General features: G+C 65.3%; 22 protein-coding genes. 21 read left to right on the forward strand and 1 reads right to left on the reverse strand.

Annotated elements, in window-relative coordinates; genetic code table 11:
- Positions 1 to 177: 177 nt before the first annotated feature.
- Entirely contained in the window at positions 178 to 1,392 is a 1,215-nt protein-coding gene (locus AC5JDC_RS15550) for a winged helix-turn-helix domain-containing protein (protein ID WP_495842470.1), read from the reverse strand.
- Between the two features lie 282 nt (positions 1,393 to 1,674).
- On the opposite strand from AC5JDC_RS15550, the gene AC5JDC_RS15555 reads away from it, so the two are divergent.
- The 21 genes from AC5JDC_RS15555 to AC5JDC_RS15655 form a co-directional block, all read left to right on the forward strand.
- The gene (locus AC5JDC_RS15555) at positions 1,675 to 2,040 is read left to right on the forward strand and encodes an NADH-quinone oxidoreductase subunit A (protein ID WP_106771210.1); all 366 of its coding nucleotides are present in this window, start codon (positions 1,675 to 1,677) and stop codon (positions 2,038 to 2,040) included.
- Positions 2,031 to 2,606 carry a NuoB/complex I 20 kDa subunit family protein gene (locus AC5JDC_RS15560; protein ID WP_106771209.1) on the forward strand — a complete coding sequence of 192 codons (576 nt, stop codon included), beginning with the start codon at positions 2,031 to 2,033 and terminating at the stop codon, positions 2,604 to 2,606. The genes AC5JDC_RS15555 and AC5JDC_RS15560 overlap by 10 nt, the downstream gene beginning before the upstream one ends.
- Before the next feature lie 4 nt (positions 2,607 to 2,610).
- Entirely contained in the window at positions 2,611 to 2,781 is a 171-nt protein-coding gene (locus AC5JDC_RS15565; protein WP_495842473.1) for a hypothetical protein, read from the forward strand.
- Positions 2,778 to 3,380 (forward strand): NADH-quinone oxidoreductase subunit C, encoded by a 603-nt coding sequence (locus tag AC5JDC_RS15570; RefSeq protein ID WP_106771208.1) that lies wholly within the window; start codon positions 2,778 to 2,780, stop codon positions 3,378 to 3,380. The genes AC5JDC_RS15565 and AC5JDC_RS15570 overlap by 4 nt, the downstream gene beginning before the upstream one ends.
- Positions 3,381 to 3,401: 21 nt before the next feature.
- Positions 3,402 to 3,788, forward strand: coding sequence for a four helix bundle protein (locus AC5JDC_RS15575; protein WP_106771207.1), 387 nt, complete (start codon positions 3,402 to 3,404; stop codon positions 3,786 to 3,788).
- Between the two features lie 45 nt (positions 3,789 to 3,833).
- Positions 3,834 to 5,024, forward strand: a complete 1,191-nt coding sequence (locus tag AC5JDC_RS15580; protein ID WP_106771206.1) for an NADH-quinone oxidoreductase subunit D — start codon at positions 3,834 to 3,836, stop codon at positions 5,022 to 5,024.
- On the forward strand, positions 5,021 to 5,599 hold the full coding sequence (locus AC5JDC_RS15585) for a Uma2 family endonuclease (RefSeq protein ID WP_106771205.1): 579 nt from the start codon (positions 5,021 to 5,023) through the stop codon (positions 5,597 to 5,599). Before AC5JDC_RS15580 ends, AC5JDC_RS15585 begins: the two co-directional genes overlap by 4 nt.
- Entirely contained in the window at positions 5,589 to 5,867 is a 279-nt protein-coding gene (locus AC5JDC_RS15590) for a hypothetical protein (RefSeq protein ID WP_495842476.1), read from the forward strand. Before AC5JDC_RS15585 ends, AC5JDC_RS15590 begins: the two co-directional genes overlap by 11 nt.
- A gap of 13 nt (positions 5,868 to 5,880) precedes the next feature.
- On the forward strand, positions 5,881 to 7,134 hold the full coding sequence (locus tag AC5JDC_RS15595; RefSeq protein ID WP_495842478.1) for an NADH-quinone oxidoreductase subunit E: 1,254 nt from the start codon (positions 5,881 to 5,883) through the stop codon (positions 7,132 to 7,134).
- A 10-nt stretch (positions 7,135 to 7,144) separates the two neighbouring features.
- Positions 7,145 to 8,449: an NADH-quinone oxidoreductase subunit NuoF gene (gene nuoF, locus AC5JDC_RS15600; protein ID WP_106771202.1), complete on the forward strand. Its 1,305-nt coding sequence runs from the start codon at positions 7,145 to 7,147 to the stop codon at positions 8,447 to 8,449.
- A gap of 79 nt (positions 8,450 to 8,528) precedes the next feature.
- The gene (locus tag AC5JDC_RS15605; RefSeq protein ID WP_495842480.1) at positions 8,529 to 9,344 is read left to right on the forward strand and encodes a helix-hairpin-helix domain-containing protein; all 816 of its coding nucleotides are present in this window, start codon (positions 8,529 to 8,531) and stop codon (positions 9,342 to 9,344) included.
- On the forward strand, positions 9,341 to 9,802 hold the full coding sequence (locus AC5JDC_RS15610; RefSeq protein WP_495842482.1) for a DUF3291 domain-containing protein: 462 nt from the start codon (positions 9,341 to 9,343) through the stop codon (positions 9,800 to 9,802). Before AC5JDC_RS15605 ends, AC5JDC_RS15610 begins: the two co-directional genes overlap by 4 nt.
- A 14-nt stretch (positions 9,803 to 9,816) precedes the next feature.
- Entirely contained in the window at positions 9,817 to 10,128 is a 312-nt protein-coding gene (locus AC5JDC_RS15615; protein WP_495842484.1) for a pentapeptide repeat-containing protein, read from the forward strand.
- The gene (gene nuoG / locus AC5JDC_RS15620; protein ID WP_495842485.1) at positions 10,128 to 12,212 is read left to right on the forward strand and encodes an NADH-quinone oxidoreductase subunit NuoG; all 2,085 of its coding nucleotides are present in this window, start codon (positions 10,128 to 10,130) and stop codon (positions 12,210 to 12,212) included. Before AC5JDC_RS15615 ends, nuoG begins: the two co-directional genes overlap by 1 nt.
- Positions 12,213 to 12,221: 9 nt before the next feature.
- Complete coding sequence (gene nuoH, locus AC5JDC_RS15625; protein WP_495842487.1) at positions 12,222 to 13,265, forward strand: NADH-quinone oxidoreductase subunit NuoH; 1,044 nt, start codon at positions 12,222 to 12,224, stop codon at positions 13,263 to 13,265.
- Positions 13,262 to 13,744 carry a GFA family protein gene (locus AC5JDC_RS15630; RefSeq protein WP_495842489.1) on the forward strand — a complete coding sequence of 161 codons (483 nt, stop codon included), beginning with the start codon at positions 13,262 to 13,264 and terminating at the stop codon, positions 13,742 to 13,744. Before nuoH ends, AC5JDC_RS15630 begins: the two co-directional genes overlap by 4 nt.
- The gene (locus AC5JDC_RS15635) at positions 13,741 to 13,932 is read left to right on the forward strand and encodes a hypothetical protein (protein WP_495842491.1); all 192 of its coding nucleotides are present in this window, start codon (positions 13,741 to 13,743) and stop codon (positions 13,930 to 13,932) included. The genes AC5JDC_RS15630 and AC5JDC_RS15635 overlap by 4 nt, the downstream gene beginning before the upstream one ends.
- Positions 13,933 to 13,936: 4 nt before the next feature.
- The gene (gene nuoI / locus AC5JDC_RS15640; RefSeq protein ID WP_106771195.1) at positions 13,937 to 14,428 is read left to right on the forward strand and encodes an NADH-quinone oxidoreductase subunit NuoI; all 492 of its coding nucleotides are present in this window, start codon (positions 13,937 to 13,939) and stop codon (positions 14,426 to 14,428) included.
- A gap of 217 nt (positions 14,429 to 14,645) precedes the next feature.
- Positions 14,646 to 15,266 carry an NADH-quinone oxidoreductase subunit J gene (locus AC5JDC_RS15645; RefSeq protein ID WP_106771194.1) on the forward strand — a complete coding sequence of 207 codons (621 nt, stop codon included), beginning with the start codon at positions 14,646 to 14,648 and terminating at the stop codon, positions 15,264 to 15,266.
- 2 nt (positions 15,267 to 15,268) lie between these two features.
- Positions 15,269 to 15,577, forward strand: a complete 309-nt coding sequence (gene nuoK, locus AC5JDC_RS15650) for an NADH-quinone oxidoreductase subunit NuoK (RefSeq protein ID WP_495842494.1) — start codon at positions 15,269 to 15,271, stop codon at positions 15,575 to 15,577.
- Positions 15,578 to 15,591: 14 nt separating this feature from the next.
- On the forward strand, positions 15,592 to 16,637 hold a 1,046-nt coding region (locus AC5JDC_RS15655; RefSeq protein ID WP_495842496.1), incomplete at its 3' end, for an NADH-quinone oxidoreductase subunit L.

Genomic DNA, 16,637 nt, shown 5'->3' on the forward strand with positions numbered 1-16,637 from the left:
CTCTTAGGCGTTGGCCGCTGGTTTTCGATCCGAAGTGGAGCGCACCGAGTGGCAGCCGCGCCTTCCGGGGCCGACGCGGGCCGATCTCGGCCAGCCGGGCCGGAGCTGATGGAGATTCCGCCGAAGCTGCGGCGGGAACTGGCCGAGCTCGGCCTTCTTAGACCTGTTGCGCGATGCTCACGCCGCCGCTGGCAGAATACCGGCAAGTGTCGGTCCAAGGTCGCCGGCGGGCAATACCTCGACGCGCTCCAGACCCAGCCAGTCGCGCATCAACTCCAGCTCTTTCGCGAGTTCGGCGCCCGTGTGCGACGGTGCTCCCGGTTCCGAATAAGCGGCCATCACACGCAGCACGCCGGCCGGCCGGTCGGCCTTGAGGTCGACGCGGCCGACGATGGTGTCGCCGAGCAGGAAGGGCAGGACGTAATAGCCGTACTGGCGCTTCTCGGCGGGCGTGTAGATCTCGATGCGATAGTGGAAGTCGAACAGCCTCTCGGCCCGCGAGCGCTCCCACACCAGCGGATCGAACGGGGCAAGCAGGGCGCGCGCCTCTACCTTGCGCGGCATGCGCGCGCCGGCGAAGAGATAGGCCGGGTTCCGCCAGCCCTCGACGGCGACCGGCAAGAGGTCGCCCGTCTCGACCAGCTCCTCGACACGGCCCTTGATGTCGGCCGGCGACAGGCGAAAATAGTCGCGCAGGTCGCTCGCGGTGGCAATGCCGAGGGCGCGCGCGGAGCGCCGCAGCAATTCGCGATGCGCGTCCTCCGGCGCCGGCTCGGGCAAGGCGAGCACCTCCTTCGGCAGCACACGCTCGGGGATGTCGTACAGGCGTTGGAAGCCGCGGCGGGCCGCCGTGGTTATCCTGCCGGCCCAGAACAGCCACTCGAAGGCGTGCTTCTCGTCGCTCCAGCCCCACCAGCCGCCCTTGCCCTTCGCTCCGTCTATGTCGGAGGCGGCGATCGGGCCCTCCTCGGCGACGCGCCGGTAGATCAACTCGATCAGCGGGCGGTTGGCGTCGGCCCAGCGGGCCAGGCCCTTGTAGATTTCCCGGTCGTCATTGGCGCGCGCTCGCTCCATGCGCCAGCGCATCAGCGGCCAGGACTCGAGCGGCAGCAGCGACGCCTCGTGCGCCCAGTATTCGAACAGCATGCGCTTGCGGCCCGGTGCGGCCGCGTCGTCGAGCAGCGCCATCGGGTAGGCTCCGAGCCGCGAGAACAGCGGCATGTAGTGGGCGCGCACCACGGCGCTGACGGAATCGATTTGCAGCAGGCCGAGGCGTTCCAGCACCCTTGCCAGATGGCGGCGGGTGATTGGGCCAACCGGCCGCGGCTCGGAGAGCCCCTGCGCCGCGATGGCGATGCGGCGGGCGAGGGGCAGCGAGATTCGATCCTTCATGCGCGATTCACCAGCATTCGTCGGTGTTTGTTGCCGCAACCATATGGCCGACCCGCCCGGCACCCGTCCACCCGCTTTGCGGGGACCTCCTGACAAGGACTGTCGGGACGTCCGCCATGTTTTAGCCAAGGATCGGCTTGCGTCGCTTCCGAGCCTGCGCTAACGCTCTGCCGCATCGCAGCAAGGTTTCGGGCAGGTGGCCGGCGGGTCAGACTGTCGCGCTCCCAGCCTCCCGTTCCGTGCTATGATTTGAAGTCAGGATCGCCAACGGAAGGTCGGAGCATGGACGGGCTACTCGGTTCATATCTTCCCGTCATCATCTTCCTCGGTGTGTCGATCGTCATCCCTGTGGTGCTGGTGGTTGCACCCTATCTGGTGGCGTATCGCAACCCCGATCCGGAGAAGCTGTCCGCCTACGAGTGCGGCTTCAACTCCTTCGACGACGCACGCATGAAGTTCGATGTCCGCTTCTATCTGGTGTCGATCCTGTTCATCATCTTCGATCTCGAAGTGGCCTTCCTGTTCCCGTGGGCAGTGTCCTTCGGCGAGATCGGCATGTTCGGCTTCTGGTCGATGATGGTGTTTTTGGCCGTGTTGACGATCGGCTTCGTCTATGAGTGGAAGAAGGGTGCGCTGGAATGGAACTGAGCACGACCACGCTCGTCGCGCCGCAGCCGAGGGGCATTCTCGATCCGCGGACTGGCAAGCCGGTCGGCGCCGACGACCCGTTCTTCGGTGACCTGAACAACGAATTGTCGGACAAGGGTTTTCTGGTCACGTCGTCCGAGGCGCTGATCAACTGGGCCCGCAGCGGCTCGCTGATGTTCATGACCTTCGGCCTCGCCTGCTGCGCGGTCGAGATGATCCACACCTCGATGCCGCGTTACGACAGCGAGCGTTTCGGCGTCGCGCCGCGCGCCAGCCCGCGCCAGTCCGACATCATGATCGTGGCAGGCACGCTGACCAACAAGATGGCGCCGGCGCTGCGCAAGGTCTACGACCAGATGCCGGAGCCGCGCTACGTCATCTCTATGGGCTCCTGCGCCAATGGCGGCGGCTACTACCACTATTCCTATTCGGTGGTGCGCGGCTGCGACCGCATCGTGCCGGTCGACATCTACGTGCCGGGCTGCCCGCCGACGGCGGAAGCGCTGCTCTACGGCATTTTGCTGCTGCAGAAGAAGATCCGCCGCACCGGCACGATCGAGCGGTGACGGCATGGCTGAGCCCAAGGATCTTGTCTTGCCTCTGCTCCGCGAAATCCAGGCGGACTTGGCAGCGTTTCGAAAGGAAACCGGCGAGCGGCTGAGCAGGCTGGAAACGGGTCAGCGGAATATCCGGTCTGCGCTGGCCGGGGAAAGAGTTCGCGAACTGGAGTCGCACAAGTGAGCGAAGCTCTCAACGATCTCTCGGCCTACCTCACGGAGAAGCTTGGCCGGCGGCTGGGCGGCGCCGTCGTCGCCTATGGCGAGCTGACGCTGTCGGTCGAGGCAAGCGACATCGTCGACGTGCTGACGTTTCTGAAAAACGACGTGCAGTGCCAGTTCGTGTCGTTCATCGATATTTCCGGCGTCGACTATCCGGCGCGGGCCAAGCGCTTCGACGTCGTCTACCATCTCCTGTCGCCGCGCCAGAACCTGCGCGTGCGCATCAAGGTGGAGGCCGACGAGCAGACGATGGTCCCTTCCGCCACCGCCGTCTATCCCGGTGCCGACTGGTTCGAGCGCGAGACCTACGACCTCTACGGCATCCTGTTCTCCGGCCACCCGGACCTGCGCCGCATCCTCACCGACTACGGCTTCGAGGGGCATCCGCTGCGCAAGGATTTTCCGCTGACCGGCTTCGTCGAGGTGCGCTACGACGACGAGGCCAAGCGCGTGGTCTACGAGCCGGTGGAGCTCAAGCAGGAATTCCGCAACTTCGATTTCCTCTCGCCCTGGGAAGGCACGGACTACGTGCTGCCGGGCGATGAAAAGGCGAAGCAGTGAATGGTGAATAGTGAATGGTGAATGGACAAGAAGTCCGAGCCGATACGCGACTACCGCGATCTGATCGTCTGGCAGGAGGCGATGGACATTGCGGAGGACGTTTATCGTCTGACGAAGCAGCTTCCGCGGGACGAACTGTTCGGCATGGCGTCACAACTGCGTCGCTGCGCGGCCTCCATTCCGGCCAATATCGCGGAGGGGTGGGGGCGCGGGCAAAGACGCCCTTTCATTCAATTCCTGCGAATCGCCCAAGGCTCCCTGAAGGAACTCGAAACGCATCTCGCGCTCTGTGTGCGAGTGAGTTTGTTGGAGTCTTCGGAGGTCAGCAGGGTGAACGAGCGCTGTTCCCGACTGGGAAAGCGGCTGGTTCAGTACGTGCGGTCGCTCGATATCGGGCCGGAGCCATGACCATTCACCATTCACCATTCACCATTCACTGCGCGGAACGCGCCCATGCCTGAAATCGACGTCCGCAACTTCAACATCAACTTCGGGCCGCAACATCCTGCGGCGCACGGCGTTTTGCGCCTCGTGCTGGAGCTCGACGGCGAGGTGGTCGACCGGGTCGATCCGCATATCGGGCTGCTGCACCGCGGCACCGAGAAGCTGATGGAGGCCAAGACCTACCTGCAGGCCGTGCCCTATCTCGACCGGCTCGACTACTGCGCGCCGATGAACCAGGAGCACGCCTTCGCGCTCGCCGTGGAGCGGCTGCTGGGCATCGAGGTACCGAAGCGCGGGCAGATCGTGCGCGTGTTGTGCTGCGAGATCGGCCGCATCATGTCGCACATCCTCAACGTCACCACCCAGGCGATGGACGTCGGTGCGCTCACCCCGCCACTGTGGGGTTTTGTCGACCGCGAGAAGCTGATGGTCTTCTACGAGCGCATGAGCGGCTCGCGCATGCATGCGGCTTACATCCGCCCGGGCGGCGTGCACCAGGACCTGCCGCCGGAGCTGATCGAGGACATCGGCCGCTGGATCGACCCGTTCCTCAAGACGCTCGACGACCTCGACAATTTGCTCACCCCCAACCGCATCTTCAAGCAGCGCAACGTCGACATCGGCGTGGTGTCGCTCGACGACGCCTGGGCCTGGGGGTTTTCGGGCGTGATGGTGCGCGGCTCGGGCGCTGCCTGGGACCTGCGCAAGAGCCAGCCCTACGAGTGCTACGCCGAGATGGAGTTCGACGTGCCGATCGGCAAGAACGGCGACTGCTTCGACCGCTATCTCATCCGCATGGAGGAGATGCGCCAGTCGGCGAAGATCATGCGCCAGTGCATCGACCTGCTGCTCGGCAAGGAGCGCGTCGGGCCGGTCTCCAACATGGACGGCAAGGTCGTGCCGCCGAAGCGCGCCGCCATGAAGCGCTCGATGGAAGCGCTCATCCACCACTTCAAGCTCTATACCGAGGGCTTTCATGTGCCGGCCGGCGAGGTATACGCGGCGGTCGAGGCGCCGAAGGGCGAGTTCGGCGTCTATCTCGTCTCCGACGGCACCAACAAGCCCTATCGCTGCAAGCTGCGCGCGCCCGGATTCGCCCACCTGCAGGCTATGGACTTCCTCTGCCGCGGCCACATGCTCGCCGACGTCTCGGCGGTGCTGGGCTCGCTCGACATCGTGTTCGGCGAGGTGGATCGATGATGGTGGCGCTGCCGAAGACGAAACTGGCCGTTCAGGACTATCTGCGCTGGTCCCAGTCCCAGGCCGAGGGCCGGTTTGAGCTCGTGGGCGGCGAGGTGATCATGATGTCGCCGGAAACGGTTCGTCACGTCCAGATCAAGAACGAGGCCTGGTTGGCCTTGCGCAATGCAATAAAGCGGGCCGGGCTACAGTGCACCGCCTTTGGCGACGGCGTCGGTATTCGGATTGACGATGCAACGGTCCGCGAGCCCGACGTTTCGGTGCAATGCAAGCCGGCCGATCCGGACTCGTTGCTGATCGATGAGCCGATCATCGTGCTGGAGGTCGTTTCGCTCTCCAGTGTTCGCAGCGACACCGGCGCCAAAGTGGCCGAGTACTTTCGCGTACCGAGCATCCTTCACTATCTAATCGTCGATCCTTTTAGCCGTTCGCTCATTCATCACAGCCGCGGCGACGAAAAGTATCCGATTTCTACCCGAATCATTACCTCGGGTGAGGTCGAGCTATCGCCGCCCGGCCTTATCGTGGCGGTGTCCGATTTTTTGACCGAAGGTGACACTGAAGATGCGGGTTGACTCTCATCTACGGCGAGGCGTCCCGGCGAAAGCATCGCTTCTTGGTCTTGCCCTTTCGCTGCTCGCCGTACCGGCGATGGCGCAGGACAAGCCCACGGTCGAAAGCCTGCTAAAGCAGGGCTACGACGTGGTCGGGGTGTTTCCGTCCGATGCCGGGCCGGGAATCCTGCTGGAGGACGACGACGGCGACCGGTTGATGATGTGCTTCGTTGCCGAGACGCCGCAAACCGCCGAGATCGTCACCCAATATTGCAAGCCAGTACGCTAGGGTTCGTCCGTAAATGTCCGTTCGCCGTCTTGCCGAGCCAGCCGTCCAGCCCGCCACCTTCGCCTTCGCCGGCGAGATGGTGGGCGAGGCGCAGCGCTGGATCGCCAAATATCCCGAGGGCCGCCAGCAGTCGGCCGTCATCCCGCTGCTCATGCTCGCGCAGGAGCAGGAGGGCTGGGTCACCAAGGCCGCCATCGAGCATGTCGCGGGCATGCTCGACATGCCGCTGATCCGCGTGCTGGAGGTCGCCACCTTCTACACCCAGTTCCAGTTGAAGCCGGTCGGACGCCAAGCCCACATCCAGGTCTGCGGCACGACGCCCTGCATGATCATGGGCGCCGAGAAGCTGATGGATGTCTGTCGTTCAAAAATCCATCAGGACCAGTTCCACACCAATGCCGACGGCACGCTGTCGTGGGAGGAGGTCGAGTGCCTCGGCGCCTGCGTCAACGCGCCGATGGTGATGATCTTCAAGGACACCTACGAGGACCTGACACCGGAACGGCTTGCCGAGATCATCGACGCCTTCGAGACAGGCAAGGGCGACACGGTGATACCTGGCCCGCAAACGGCGCGCAGCGTTTCGGCGCCGATCGGGGGCCTGACCAGCCTGACCGAGGAGAAGGCGGTGCTGAAGGCGACCCGCGACCGCGAGGCGCGGGAGGCGGCGATGGCTGACGCCGGTGAGGCGGCGAGCGTGCCGCCGTCCAAGTCGGCCAAGCCCAAGACTGACGCGCCGGAGACGAACCCGGCGATCAAGACGCCGTCGCCCGAGAAGGCCAGCCAGAACGGCGAGAAGGCTGCGAGCGTCGGCGCGCCGGTCCATTCGGCCGCTGCCGCCAACAAGGCGGCGGAGGCCGTCGAGAAGGTGGAGAAGCAGCGCAGCGGACGGGCCCCGCACGACGAGCCCGTCACCGCCTTCAAGGCGCCGGAGACCAGGCAGGGCGCGGCTCGTGCCAAGGCCCAGGTTGCCAGGCCGTCGCTCGGGGACAGGAACCGTCCGGCCGGCATCGAGAAGCCGGCGGTGGTCGACGACCTCAAGCTGATCTCGGGCGTCGGGCCGAAGATCGAGGGCATCCTGCATTCGCTCGGCATCTACACCTTCGCCCAGGTGGCCGCGTGGAAGACAGCGGAGCGCGAATGGGTCGACGGCTACCTGAATTTCAAGGGCCGCATCGAACGTGACGACTGGGTGAAGCAGGCCAAGGCGCTCGCCAAGGGCGGCGTGGCCGAATACATCCGCGTGTTCGGCAAGAAGCCGGTCTGAGGGACGATCAATGCTTCAGGACAAAGACCGCATCTTCACCAACATCTACGGCCTGTTCGACAGGTCGCTGAAGGGCGCGATGGCGCGCGGCCAGTGGGACGGTACCAAGGCGATCATCGACAAGGGGCGCGACTGGATCATCAACGAGATGAAGGCGTCCGGCCTGCGCGGCCGCGGCGGCGCCGGCTTTCCGACCGGCCTGAAATGGTCGTTCATGCCCAAGCAGAGCGACGGCCGCCCGTCCTACCTGGTCGTCAACGCCGACGAATCGGAGCCGGGAACCTGCAAGGATCGCGACATCTTGCGGCACGATCCTCACACGCTGGTGGAAGGCTGCCTGGTCGCAGGCTTCGCCATGGGCGCGGTCGCCGCCTACATCTATGTGCGCGGCGAGTTCATCCGCGAGCGCGAGGCGCTGCAGCGGGCGATCGACGAAGCCTATGACGCCCGCCTGATCGGCAAGGACAACATCAACGGCTACGATTTTGACATCTACGTCCACCACGGCGCCGGCGCCTATATCTGCGGCGAGGAGACGGCGCTGCTGGAAAGTCTGGAGGGCAAGAAGGGGCAGCCGCGGCTGAAGCCGCCTTTCCCCGCCAATATGGGCCTCTACGGCTGCCCGACGACGGTCAACAACGTCGAGTCGATCGCGGTGGCGCCCACCATCCTGCGGCGCGGCGCGGCCTGGTTCTCCTCCATAGGCCGGCCCAACAATGTCGGCACGAAACTGTTCATGCTGGTCGGCCATGTGAACACGCCCTGCACGGTCGAGGAGGCCATGGGCATCACCTTCCGCGAGCTGGTGGAGAAACACGGCGGCGGCATCCGCGGCGGCTGGGACAATCTGCTCGCCGTCATCCCCGGCGGCGCTTCGTGCCCGGTGGTCAAGGCCGAGGACATCATCGACTGCCCGATGGATTTCGACGGGCTGCGGGAGCGCAAATCCTCCTTCGGCACGGCGGCTGTCATCGTCATGGACAAGTCCACGGATATCGTGAAGGCGATCGCCCGGCTCAGCTATTTCTTCAAGCACGAGAGCTGCGGCCAGTGCACGCCGTGCCGCGAGGGCACGGGCTGGATGTGGCGGGTGATGGAACGGCTGGTGCGCGGCGAGGCGCAGAAGCGCGAGATCGACATGCTGCTCGACGTCACCAAGCAGATCGAGGGGCATACGATCTGCGCATTGGGCGACGCGGCGGCATGGCCGATCCAGGGTCTGATCCGCAACTTCCGGCCTGAGATCGAACGGCGTATCGACGAATTCACCCGCAACGCGCATCGCGCCGAGCCGGTGCTGGTGGCGGCCGAATAGCGGATCCAGAGAAGCAGAACGTACGACAGGTTGGAGGCGGTCAACGCGGGCGACGGAACAGACGACAAGGAAGCATGCCATGTCGATGTTTTCCATTCCCGATGGACTATTGCCGAGTGAGACGATGCTGGACGATGCGATGAAGCAGATGGGGGTTCCGATGCCAGCCGAGATGGCCGGCGCCGTAAACCTTATGGCGCATCCGCTGGCGAGCGCGGCGGCGATGTCGGCGCTCGGCATCGGTCTCGCCAGCCAGGCGATGGGCGTGTGGCTCGGCTCGATGGCCGGCGCCGCGACCGCGTCGCGCCGGCTGTTTTTGCCGATGTTCGAGGAAGCCGCCGCCGATGCGCACGAGTTCCGCGATACCGCGCGCACGCCGCAGGCGCGGGCGAAGATGGCCGCCTCGACGCTGATCGCCGAGGCCGGGACGCTCCCCGGCAAGCCGCAGGCTGGGAAGGCGGCCCAATCCGCACCGAAAGTTGCTCGGATCAAGGCGGCCCCGGCAGAAAAATCCAGGACCGGCGCCAGGCCGAAAGCCGCCGGCTCCGCGCCGGTGCAACTCGCAGCAACTGGAAAGGCGACGGTTGAGGCCAAACCGAAGGCTGTTGCCGCGCCTGCCGCCCCGTCATCCGGGGAACTCCGAAAGCCGGCGGCGATCGGCAAGCCGGCGCGGCCGGACGATCTCAAGGCGATCGCCGGCGTCGGCCCGAAGCTGGAGCAGGTTCTGAACGGCCTCGGCGTGTGGACCTATGCGCAGATCGCCGCCTGGTCCAAGGACGAGATCGCCTGGGTCGAGGATTCGCTCGGTTTCTCCGGCCGCATCGACCGCGACGACTGGATCGGCCAGGCGACGAAGCTCGCCGGTGTGACGGGAGGGGGCAAGCGGAAGCCATGAACCTTGCCCAGTTCAATGTCGCGCGCCTCAGATATCCGTTCGAGGATCCGCGGGTCGCGGACTTCGCGGACAATCTCGACCGCATCAACGGGCTTGCCGACCGCTGCGACGGCTTCGTCTGGCGGTTGCAGGACGATGGCGGCAACGCACTCGACATCCGCGCCGATGCTGACCCGATGATCATCGTGAACATGAGCGTCTGGCGCGATGCGGAGAGCCTTGAGCGCTTCGTCTGGAACACGGTCCACAAGCAGTTCTACCGCCGCCGCGGCGAGTGGTTCTCGGCGATGAAGGACCAGCATCTAGTGATGTGGTGGATCGCGGAAGGGCACGAGCCAACGGTCGAGGAAGGCAGGGAACGGCTCGAGCATCTGCGCGCCAACGGCGACAGCGATTTCGCCTTCGGCTGGTCGCATCTGCCGCATGTGAAACTGTGGCAGCAGGCGCGGTGCGGGTGAAGGAGCGAACGCAGATGCAGGTCCACGACACCCGCGACGTCCTCGACGTGAAGAACGCCACGATGGCGAATTCGCGTTTCGACGACGTCAACCTGTCGAACACGCGTTTCCACAACGCCAACCTGTCGGCGGCGGCGTTCGACAAGGTGCTGCTCAGCAATGCGAGCGTCGTCGAGGCCAACCTCTCCAACGCCCTGTTCCGCGACGTGAACATGAGCAATGTGAAAATCGAGAAGGCACAGACCGCCGGCATGACGATCAACGGCATCAGCGTCCATGACATGATGCAGGCATACGAGGCGGCGCAGGCCGCCGGGGGTAAGTGATGGCAAAACTCAAGGTCGACGGGAACGAGATCGAGGTACCCGACCACTACACGCTGCTGCAGGCGGCGGAGGCGGGCGGCGCCGAAGTGCCGCGTTTCTGCTTCCACGAGCGGCTGTCGATCGCCGGCAACTGCCGCATGTGCCTGATCGAGGTGAAGGGCGGCCCGCCCAAGCCGGCCGCCTCCTGCGCCATGGGCGTGCGCGACCTGCGCCCGGGCCCGAACGGCGAGGCGCCGGAGATCTTCACCAACACCCCGATGGTGAAGAAGGCGCGCGAAGGGGTGATGGAGTTCCTGCTCATCAACCACCCGCTCGACTGCCCGATCTGCGACCAGGGCGGCGAATGCGACCTGCAGGACCAGGCGATGGCCTTCGGCGTCGATTCCTCGCGCTACCAGGAGAACAAGCGCGCGGTCGAGGACAAGTATATCGGCCCGCTGGTCAAGACGATCATGAACCGCTGCATCCATTGCACGCGGTGCGTCCGCTTCACCACCGAGGTTGCCGGCATTTCCGAGCTCGGCCTGATCGGCCGCGGCGAGGACGCCGAGATCACCACCTATCTCGAGCAGGCGATGACCTCGGAGCTGCAGGGCAATGTCGTCGACCTCTGCCCGGTCGGCGCGCTGACCTCAAAGCCGTTCGCCTTCACGGCGCGGCCGTGGGAGCTTACCAAGACCGAATCGATCGACGTGATGGACGCCGTCGGCTCCGCGATCCGCGTCGATTCACGCGGCCGCGAGGTGATGCGCATCATGCCGCGCGTCAACGACCAGGTGAACGAGGAGTGGATATCCGACAAGACCCGCTTCATCTGGGACGGGCTGCGCACGCAGCGGCTCGACCGGCCATATGTCCGCAGGAATGGTAGTCTCGCGCCGGCAACCTGGCCGGAGGCTTTTGCCGCCATCAAGGATGCGGTGGCCAAGTCGGCCCCGGACCAGATCGGCGCCATCGCCGGCGATCTCGCGGCGGTCGAGGAGATGTATGCGCTGAAGCTCTTGATCCAGTCGCTCGGTTCGCAGAACGTCGACTGCCGGCAGGACGGCGCGGCGCTTGATCCTTCACTCGGTCGCGGCAGCTACATCTTCAACCCGACCATCGAGGGCATCGAGCAGGCCGACGCCATCCTGATCGTCGGCGCCAACCCGCGCTTCGAGGCCTCGGTGCTCAACGCCCGCATCCGCAAGCGCTACCGCATGAACGAGCCGCTGGCGGTGGGTGTCGTCGGCGAGGCCGTCGACCTGCGCTATCCCTATGAATCGCTCGGCGCCGGACCGGAGACGCTGAAGGAACTGGCGGCGGGACGCGGTGCGTTCTTCGACGTGCTGAAGAACGCCAAGCACCCCATGATCATCGTCGGTCAGGGCGCGCTGGCGCGGCCGGACGGTGCGGCGGTGCTCGGCCTGGCGGCAAAACTCGCGGAAGCGGCCGGCGTGGTCAAGGACGGCTGGAACGGCTTTGCCGTGCTGCACACGGCGGCGGCGCGCGTCGGCGGCCTCGACATCGGCTTCGTGCCGGGCGAGGGCGGCAGGGACGTCGCTGGCATGCTGGGCGGCAGCGACGTGCTGTTCCTGCTCGGCGCCGACGAACTCGACCTCTCCAGGGCGGAAGGCGCCTTCGTCGTCTATATCGGCACCCATGGCGACCGCGGCGCGCACCGCGCCGACGTCATCTTGCCGGCGGCCGCCTACACCGAGAAGTCGGGAACCTACGTCAACACCGAGGGCAGGGTGCAGCAGACCAGCCGCGCCGGCTTCGCGCCCGGCGACGCGCGCGAGGACTGGGCGATTCTCAGGGCGCTGTCCGACGTGCTCGGCAAGCGGCTGCCGTTCGATTCGCTGGCGCAGCTCAGGGCTTCGCTCCACCAGGCCCATCCGCATCTCGCTGGAATCGACGAGATTCTTCCGGGTAGCGCGGCCGACATCGGCAAGGCGGCGAAGCTCGGCGGTGCGGTGACGAAAACCGCGTTTGCATCGCCGGTCGAAGACTTCTATCTGACGAACCCGATCGCCCGGGCGTCGGCCGTGATGGCGGAATGCTCGGCCTTGGCGAGGGGCGGGTTCAAGCAGGCAGCCGAGTAGAGACGCAGCATGGATTCCTTTCTCACAGTCTACGTGCTGCCGGCGCTGATCATCCTGATCAAGTCGGTCGTGCTGCTTGTCGTGCTGCTCATCTTCGTCGCCTACCTGCTCTATGCCGACCGCAAGATCTGGGCGGCCGTGCAGCTGCGCCGCGGGCCCAACGTGGTCGGGCCATGGGGCCTGCTGCAGTCCTTCGCCGACCTGTTCAAGTTCGTGTTCAAGGAGCCGGTGATCCCGTCGGGCGCCAACAAGGGCGTGTTCCTGCTCGCCCCGGTGGTGTCGGCGGCACTTGCGCTGGCGACCTGGGCGGTCATCCCGGTCGACGAGGGCTGGGCGGTCGCCAACATCAATGTCGGCATCCTCTACGTCTTCGCCATCTCGTCGCTGGAAGTCTATGGCGTCATCATGGGCGGCTGGGCGTCGAACTCGAAATATCCGTTCCTTGGCGCGTTGCGGTCGGCGGCGCAGATGGTGTCCTACGAGGTGTCGATCGGCTTCGTCATCGTCACCGTGCTCTTGTGCGTCGGCTCGCTCAACCTCACAGACATCGTGCTGTCGCAGAGCGACGGCCTCGGCACCCATCTCGGCCTGCCCAACACCTTCCTCGACTGGCATTGGCTGGCGCTGTTCCCGATGTTCGTCGTGTTCTTCATCTCGGCGCTGGCCGAGACGAACCGGCCGCCCTTCGACCTGGTGGAAGCCGAATCTGAGCTCGTCGCCGGCCACATGATCGAATATTCGTCGACGCCGTTCCTGCTGTTCTTCCTCGGCGAATATGTGGCGATCGTGCTGATGTGCGCGCTCACCACCATCCTGTTCCTCGGCGGGTGGCTGCCACCCTTCGACTTCGCCCCGTTCACCTGGGTGCCGGGCGTCATCTGGTTCGTGCTCAAGGTCTGCCTGGTGTTCTTCATGTTCGCCATGGTGAAGGCGTTCGTGCCGCGCTACCGCTACGACCAGCTGATGCGGCTCGGCTGGAAGGTGTTTCTGCCGATCTCGCTGGCGATGGTGGTCATCACCGCCGCCTTCCTGAAGCTGACGGGGCTGGCATGATGGCAGAGACCGGCGGCGACAGCGTGCGGGTCGAGACGGGCGCCTGTTTCTGCGGCGACATCGCCGCGGAAATGCATGGCGAGCCGTTCTGGGTCGTCAGCGACCACGACGCCGACTGCCGCCGCGCCATCGGCGGGCCGCTGATGCTCTGGGTCGGCTATCGTCCCGCACAGGTGCGCTTCAGCCGCGGCACGCCGAGAACCTTTTCGAAGACGCCCGGCGTGACCCGCAGCTTCTGCGGCCGTTGCGGCACGTCGATCGGCTATGTCGACGACGGGCTGGCCGACGAGCACTATCTGGCGATCGGCTTCTTCGATCACCCGGAGCGCTTTACGCCGCAGGCGCATGGCTATTGGCAGGAACGGCTGCCTTGGGTGGCCTTTGCCGATGACTTGCCGCGCCAGTCGGGTTATACGCGCGGCCGCGACGCCGCGTTCGGCACGCCCGCCGACAGGCAGAAGGCGGGAGCCAAACCATGAGCGCGAGCCTGATCGGCGCTTTGGTCGGCCTGGTCGTCGCGGCGACGGATTTCTACCTGCTGCGGCTGCTCGCCTCGCGGGTCGACCTGCCGGAGACGAAGAAGGTTCTGAACATAACCGGCCTCAGCCAGTTCGTGTTGATGCCGCTGGTGGGCTGGTTCGTCGGCCCGCTGTTTGCTGGAGAATGAGAAGATGTCAGCGCTAGCCCAGGCTGCCAAGTCGCTGTTGCTGAAGGAATTCGTCGGCGCCTTCGTGCTGTCGATGCGGCAGTTCTTCGCGCCGAAGGAGACCATCAACTACCCGCACGAGAAGGGGCCGCTCAGCCCGCGCTTCCGCGGCGAGCACGCGCTGCGCCGCTACCCTAACGGCGAGGAGCGCTGCATCGCCTGCAAGCTTTGCGAGGCGATCTGCCCGGCGCAGGCCATCACCATCGAGGCCGGTCCGCGCCGCAACGACGGCACGCGCCGCACCGTGCGTTACGACATCGACATGGTGAAGTGCATCTATTGCGGCTTCTGCCAGGAAGCCTGTCCGGTCGACGCCATCGTCGAGGGGCCGAATTTCGAGTTCGCGACGGAGACGCGCGAGGAGCTCTACTACGACAAGGACAAGCTGCTCGCCAACGGCGACCGCTGGGAGCGCGAGCTTGCGCGCAACCTCGCGCTCGACGCCCCGTATCGGTAGCAGGCACAGGGGACAGTTTACTTAATTCCGTGTTCGGGGCTGCGCCCGGCGAACCGGGCGAGAGCGGAATTAAGTAAACTGTCCCCCAGTGGCAACATGGACGGACCGCAACGGCTCGTCTAAGGAACACGCGTTTCGTGCCGGAGGCGGCGGCGGAACGGCAGGACGGACGGCGTGCAAGGCGCCCGGCCGTAAGGACAGGAACTCGGGGGAACCCATGCTCAACGGACTCGAGGCGATCTTCTTCTATCTCTTCGCCTTCGTCGCGGTGGCGGCGGCCTTCATGGTCATCTCCGCGCGCAACCCGGTGCATTCCGTCCTCTATCTGATCCTCACCTTCTTCAACGCCGCGGCGCTGTTCCTGCTCACCGGCGCCGAGTTTCTGGCGATGATCCTGCTCGTCGTCTATGTCGGCGCGGTGGCGGTGCTGTTCCTGTTTGTCGTCATGATGCTCGACGTCGACTTCGCCGAATTGAAGAGCGGCGCCCTGCAATACGCTCCGGTCGGCGCCCTGGTCGGCATCGTGCTGGCGGCAGAGCTGATCATCGTGCTCGGCGGCTACGCTTTCGCGCCGCAGCTCGCCTCGACCGTTTCCAAGCCTACGCCGGACATCGTCACGCGAACAAACACGGCCGCGCTCGGCGACATCCTCTACACGGACTACGTCTATTTCTTCCAGATCGCCGGCCTGATCCTACTGGTCGCCATGATCGGCGCGATCGTGCTGACGCTGCGCCGCCGCGAGCATGTGAAACGCCAGGACGTGTCGGTCCAGGTGGCGCGCACGCCGGCCACGGCGATCGAGATCAAGAAAGTCGAGACGGGGAAGGGTATCTGACGATGACCGTCGGCATCGCGCATTATCTCACGGTTTCGGCTGTCCTGTTCACGCTCGGCGTGTTCGGCATCTTCCTGAACCGCAAGAACGTCATCGTCATCCTGATGTCGATCGAGCTCATCCTGCTTGCCGTCAACCTGAACTTCGTCGCCTTCTCGGCGGCCCTCGGCGATCTCGTCGGCCAGGTGTTCGCGCTGTTCGTGCTCACCGTCGCGGCGGCCGAGGCGGCGATCGGCCTTGCCATTCTCGTCGTCTTCTACCGCAACCGCGGCTCGATCGCGGTCGAAGACGTCAACATGATGAAGGGCTGAGCGAAGGTTTCCCTATGTACCAGGCCATCGTCTTCCTTCCGCTCCTCGGCTTCCTGATCGTCGGGCTGTTCGGCACCTCGCTGGGCGCCAAGGCGTCGGAATACATCACCTCCGGCCTGCTGGTCGTCTCGGCGGTGCTGTCGTGGGTCGCCTTCTTCACCGTCGCCATGGGCGACGTCGAGACCTTCACCGTGCCGGTGCTGCGCTTCATCGATTCCGGCACGATGCAGGCCGACTGGGCGCTCAGGATCGACACGCTCACCGTCGTCATGCTGGTGGTGGTCAACACCGTCTCGGCCCTCGTGCACATCTATTCGATCGGCTACATGCACCACGATCCGCACCGGCCGCGCTTCTTCGCCTATCTGTCGCTGTTCACCTTCGCCATGCTGATGCTGGTGACGTCGGACAACCTCGTGCAGATGTTCTTCGGCTGGGAGGGCGTCGGCCTCGCCTCCTACCTGCTGATCGGCTTCTGGTACAAGAAGCCGTCGGCCAACGCCGCGGCGATCAAGGCCTTCGTGGTCAACCGCGTCGGCGACTTCGGCTTCATCCTCGGCATCCTCGGCGTCTACGTGCTGTTCGGCTCGGTCGATTTCGGCACCATCTTCGCCAATGCGGCCACCTACCTGCCGGCCGGCGGCCACGGCGCCGAAGCGGCGGCGGGCGAGGCGGCTGCGCATGGCGAGACAGTGCTGAATTTCCTCGGCTACCACCTCGACAAGGCGGGCGCGCTGACCGCCGTCTGCCTGCTGCTGTTCATGGGCGCCATGGGCAAGTCGGCGCAGGTGCCGCTGCACACCTGGCTGCCGGACGCCATGGAAGGCCCGACCCCGGTGTCGGCGCTGATCCATGCCGCCACCATGGTGACGGCCGGCGTGTTCATGCTGGCTAGGCTCTCGCCGATCTTCGAATTGTCGCACACCGCGCTTCTGGTGGTGACGATCATCGGCGCCATAACCGCCTTCTTCGCGGCCACCGTCGGCCTGGTGCAGAACGACATCAAGCGCGTCATCGCCTATTCGACCTGCTCGCAGCTCGGCTACATGTTCGTGGCGCT

It is taken from the genome of Kumtagia sp. (genome assembly GCF_059502445.1).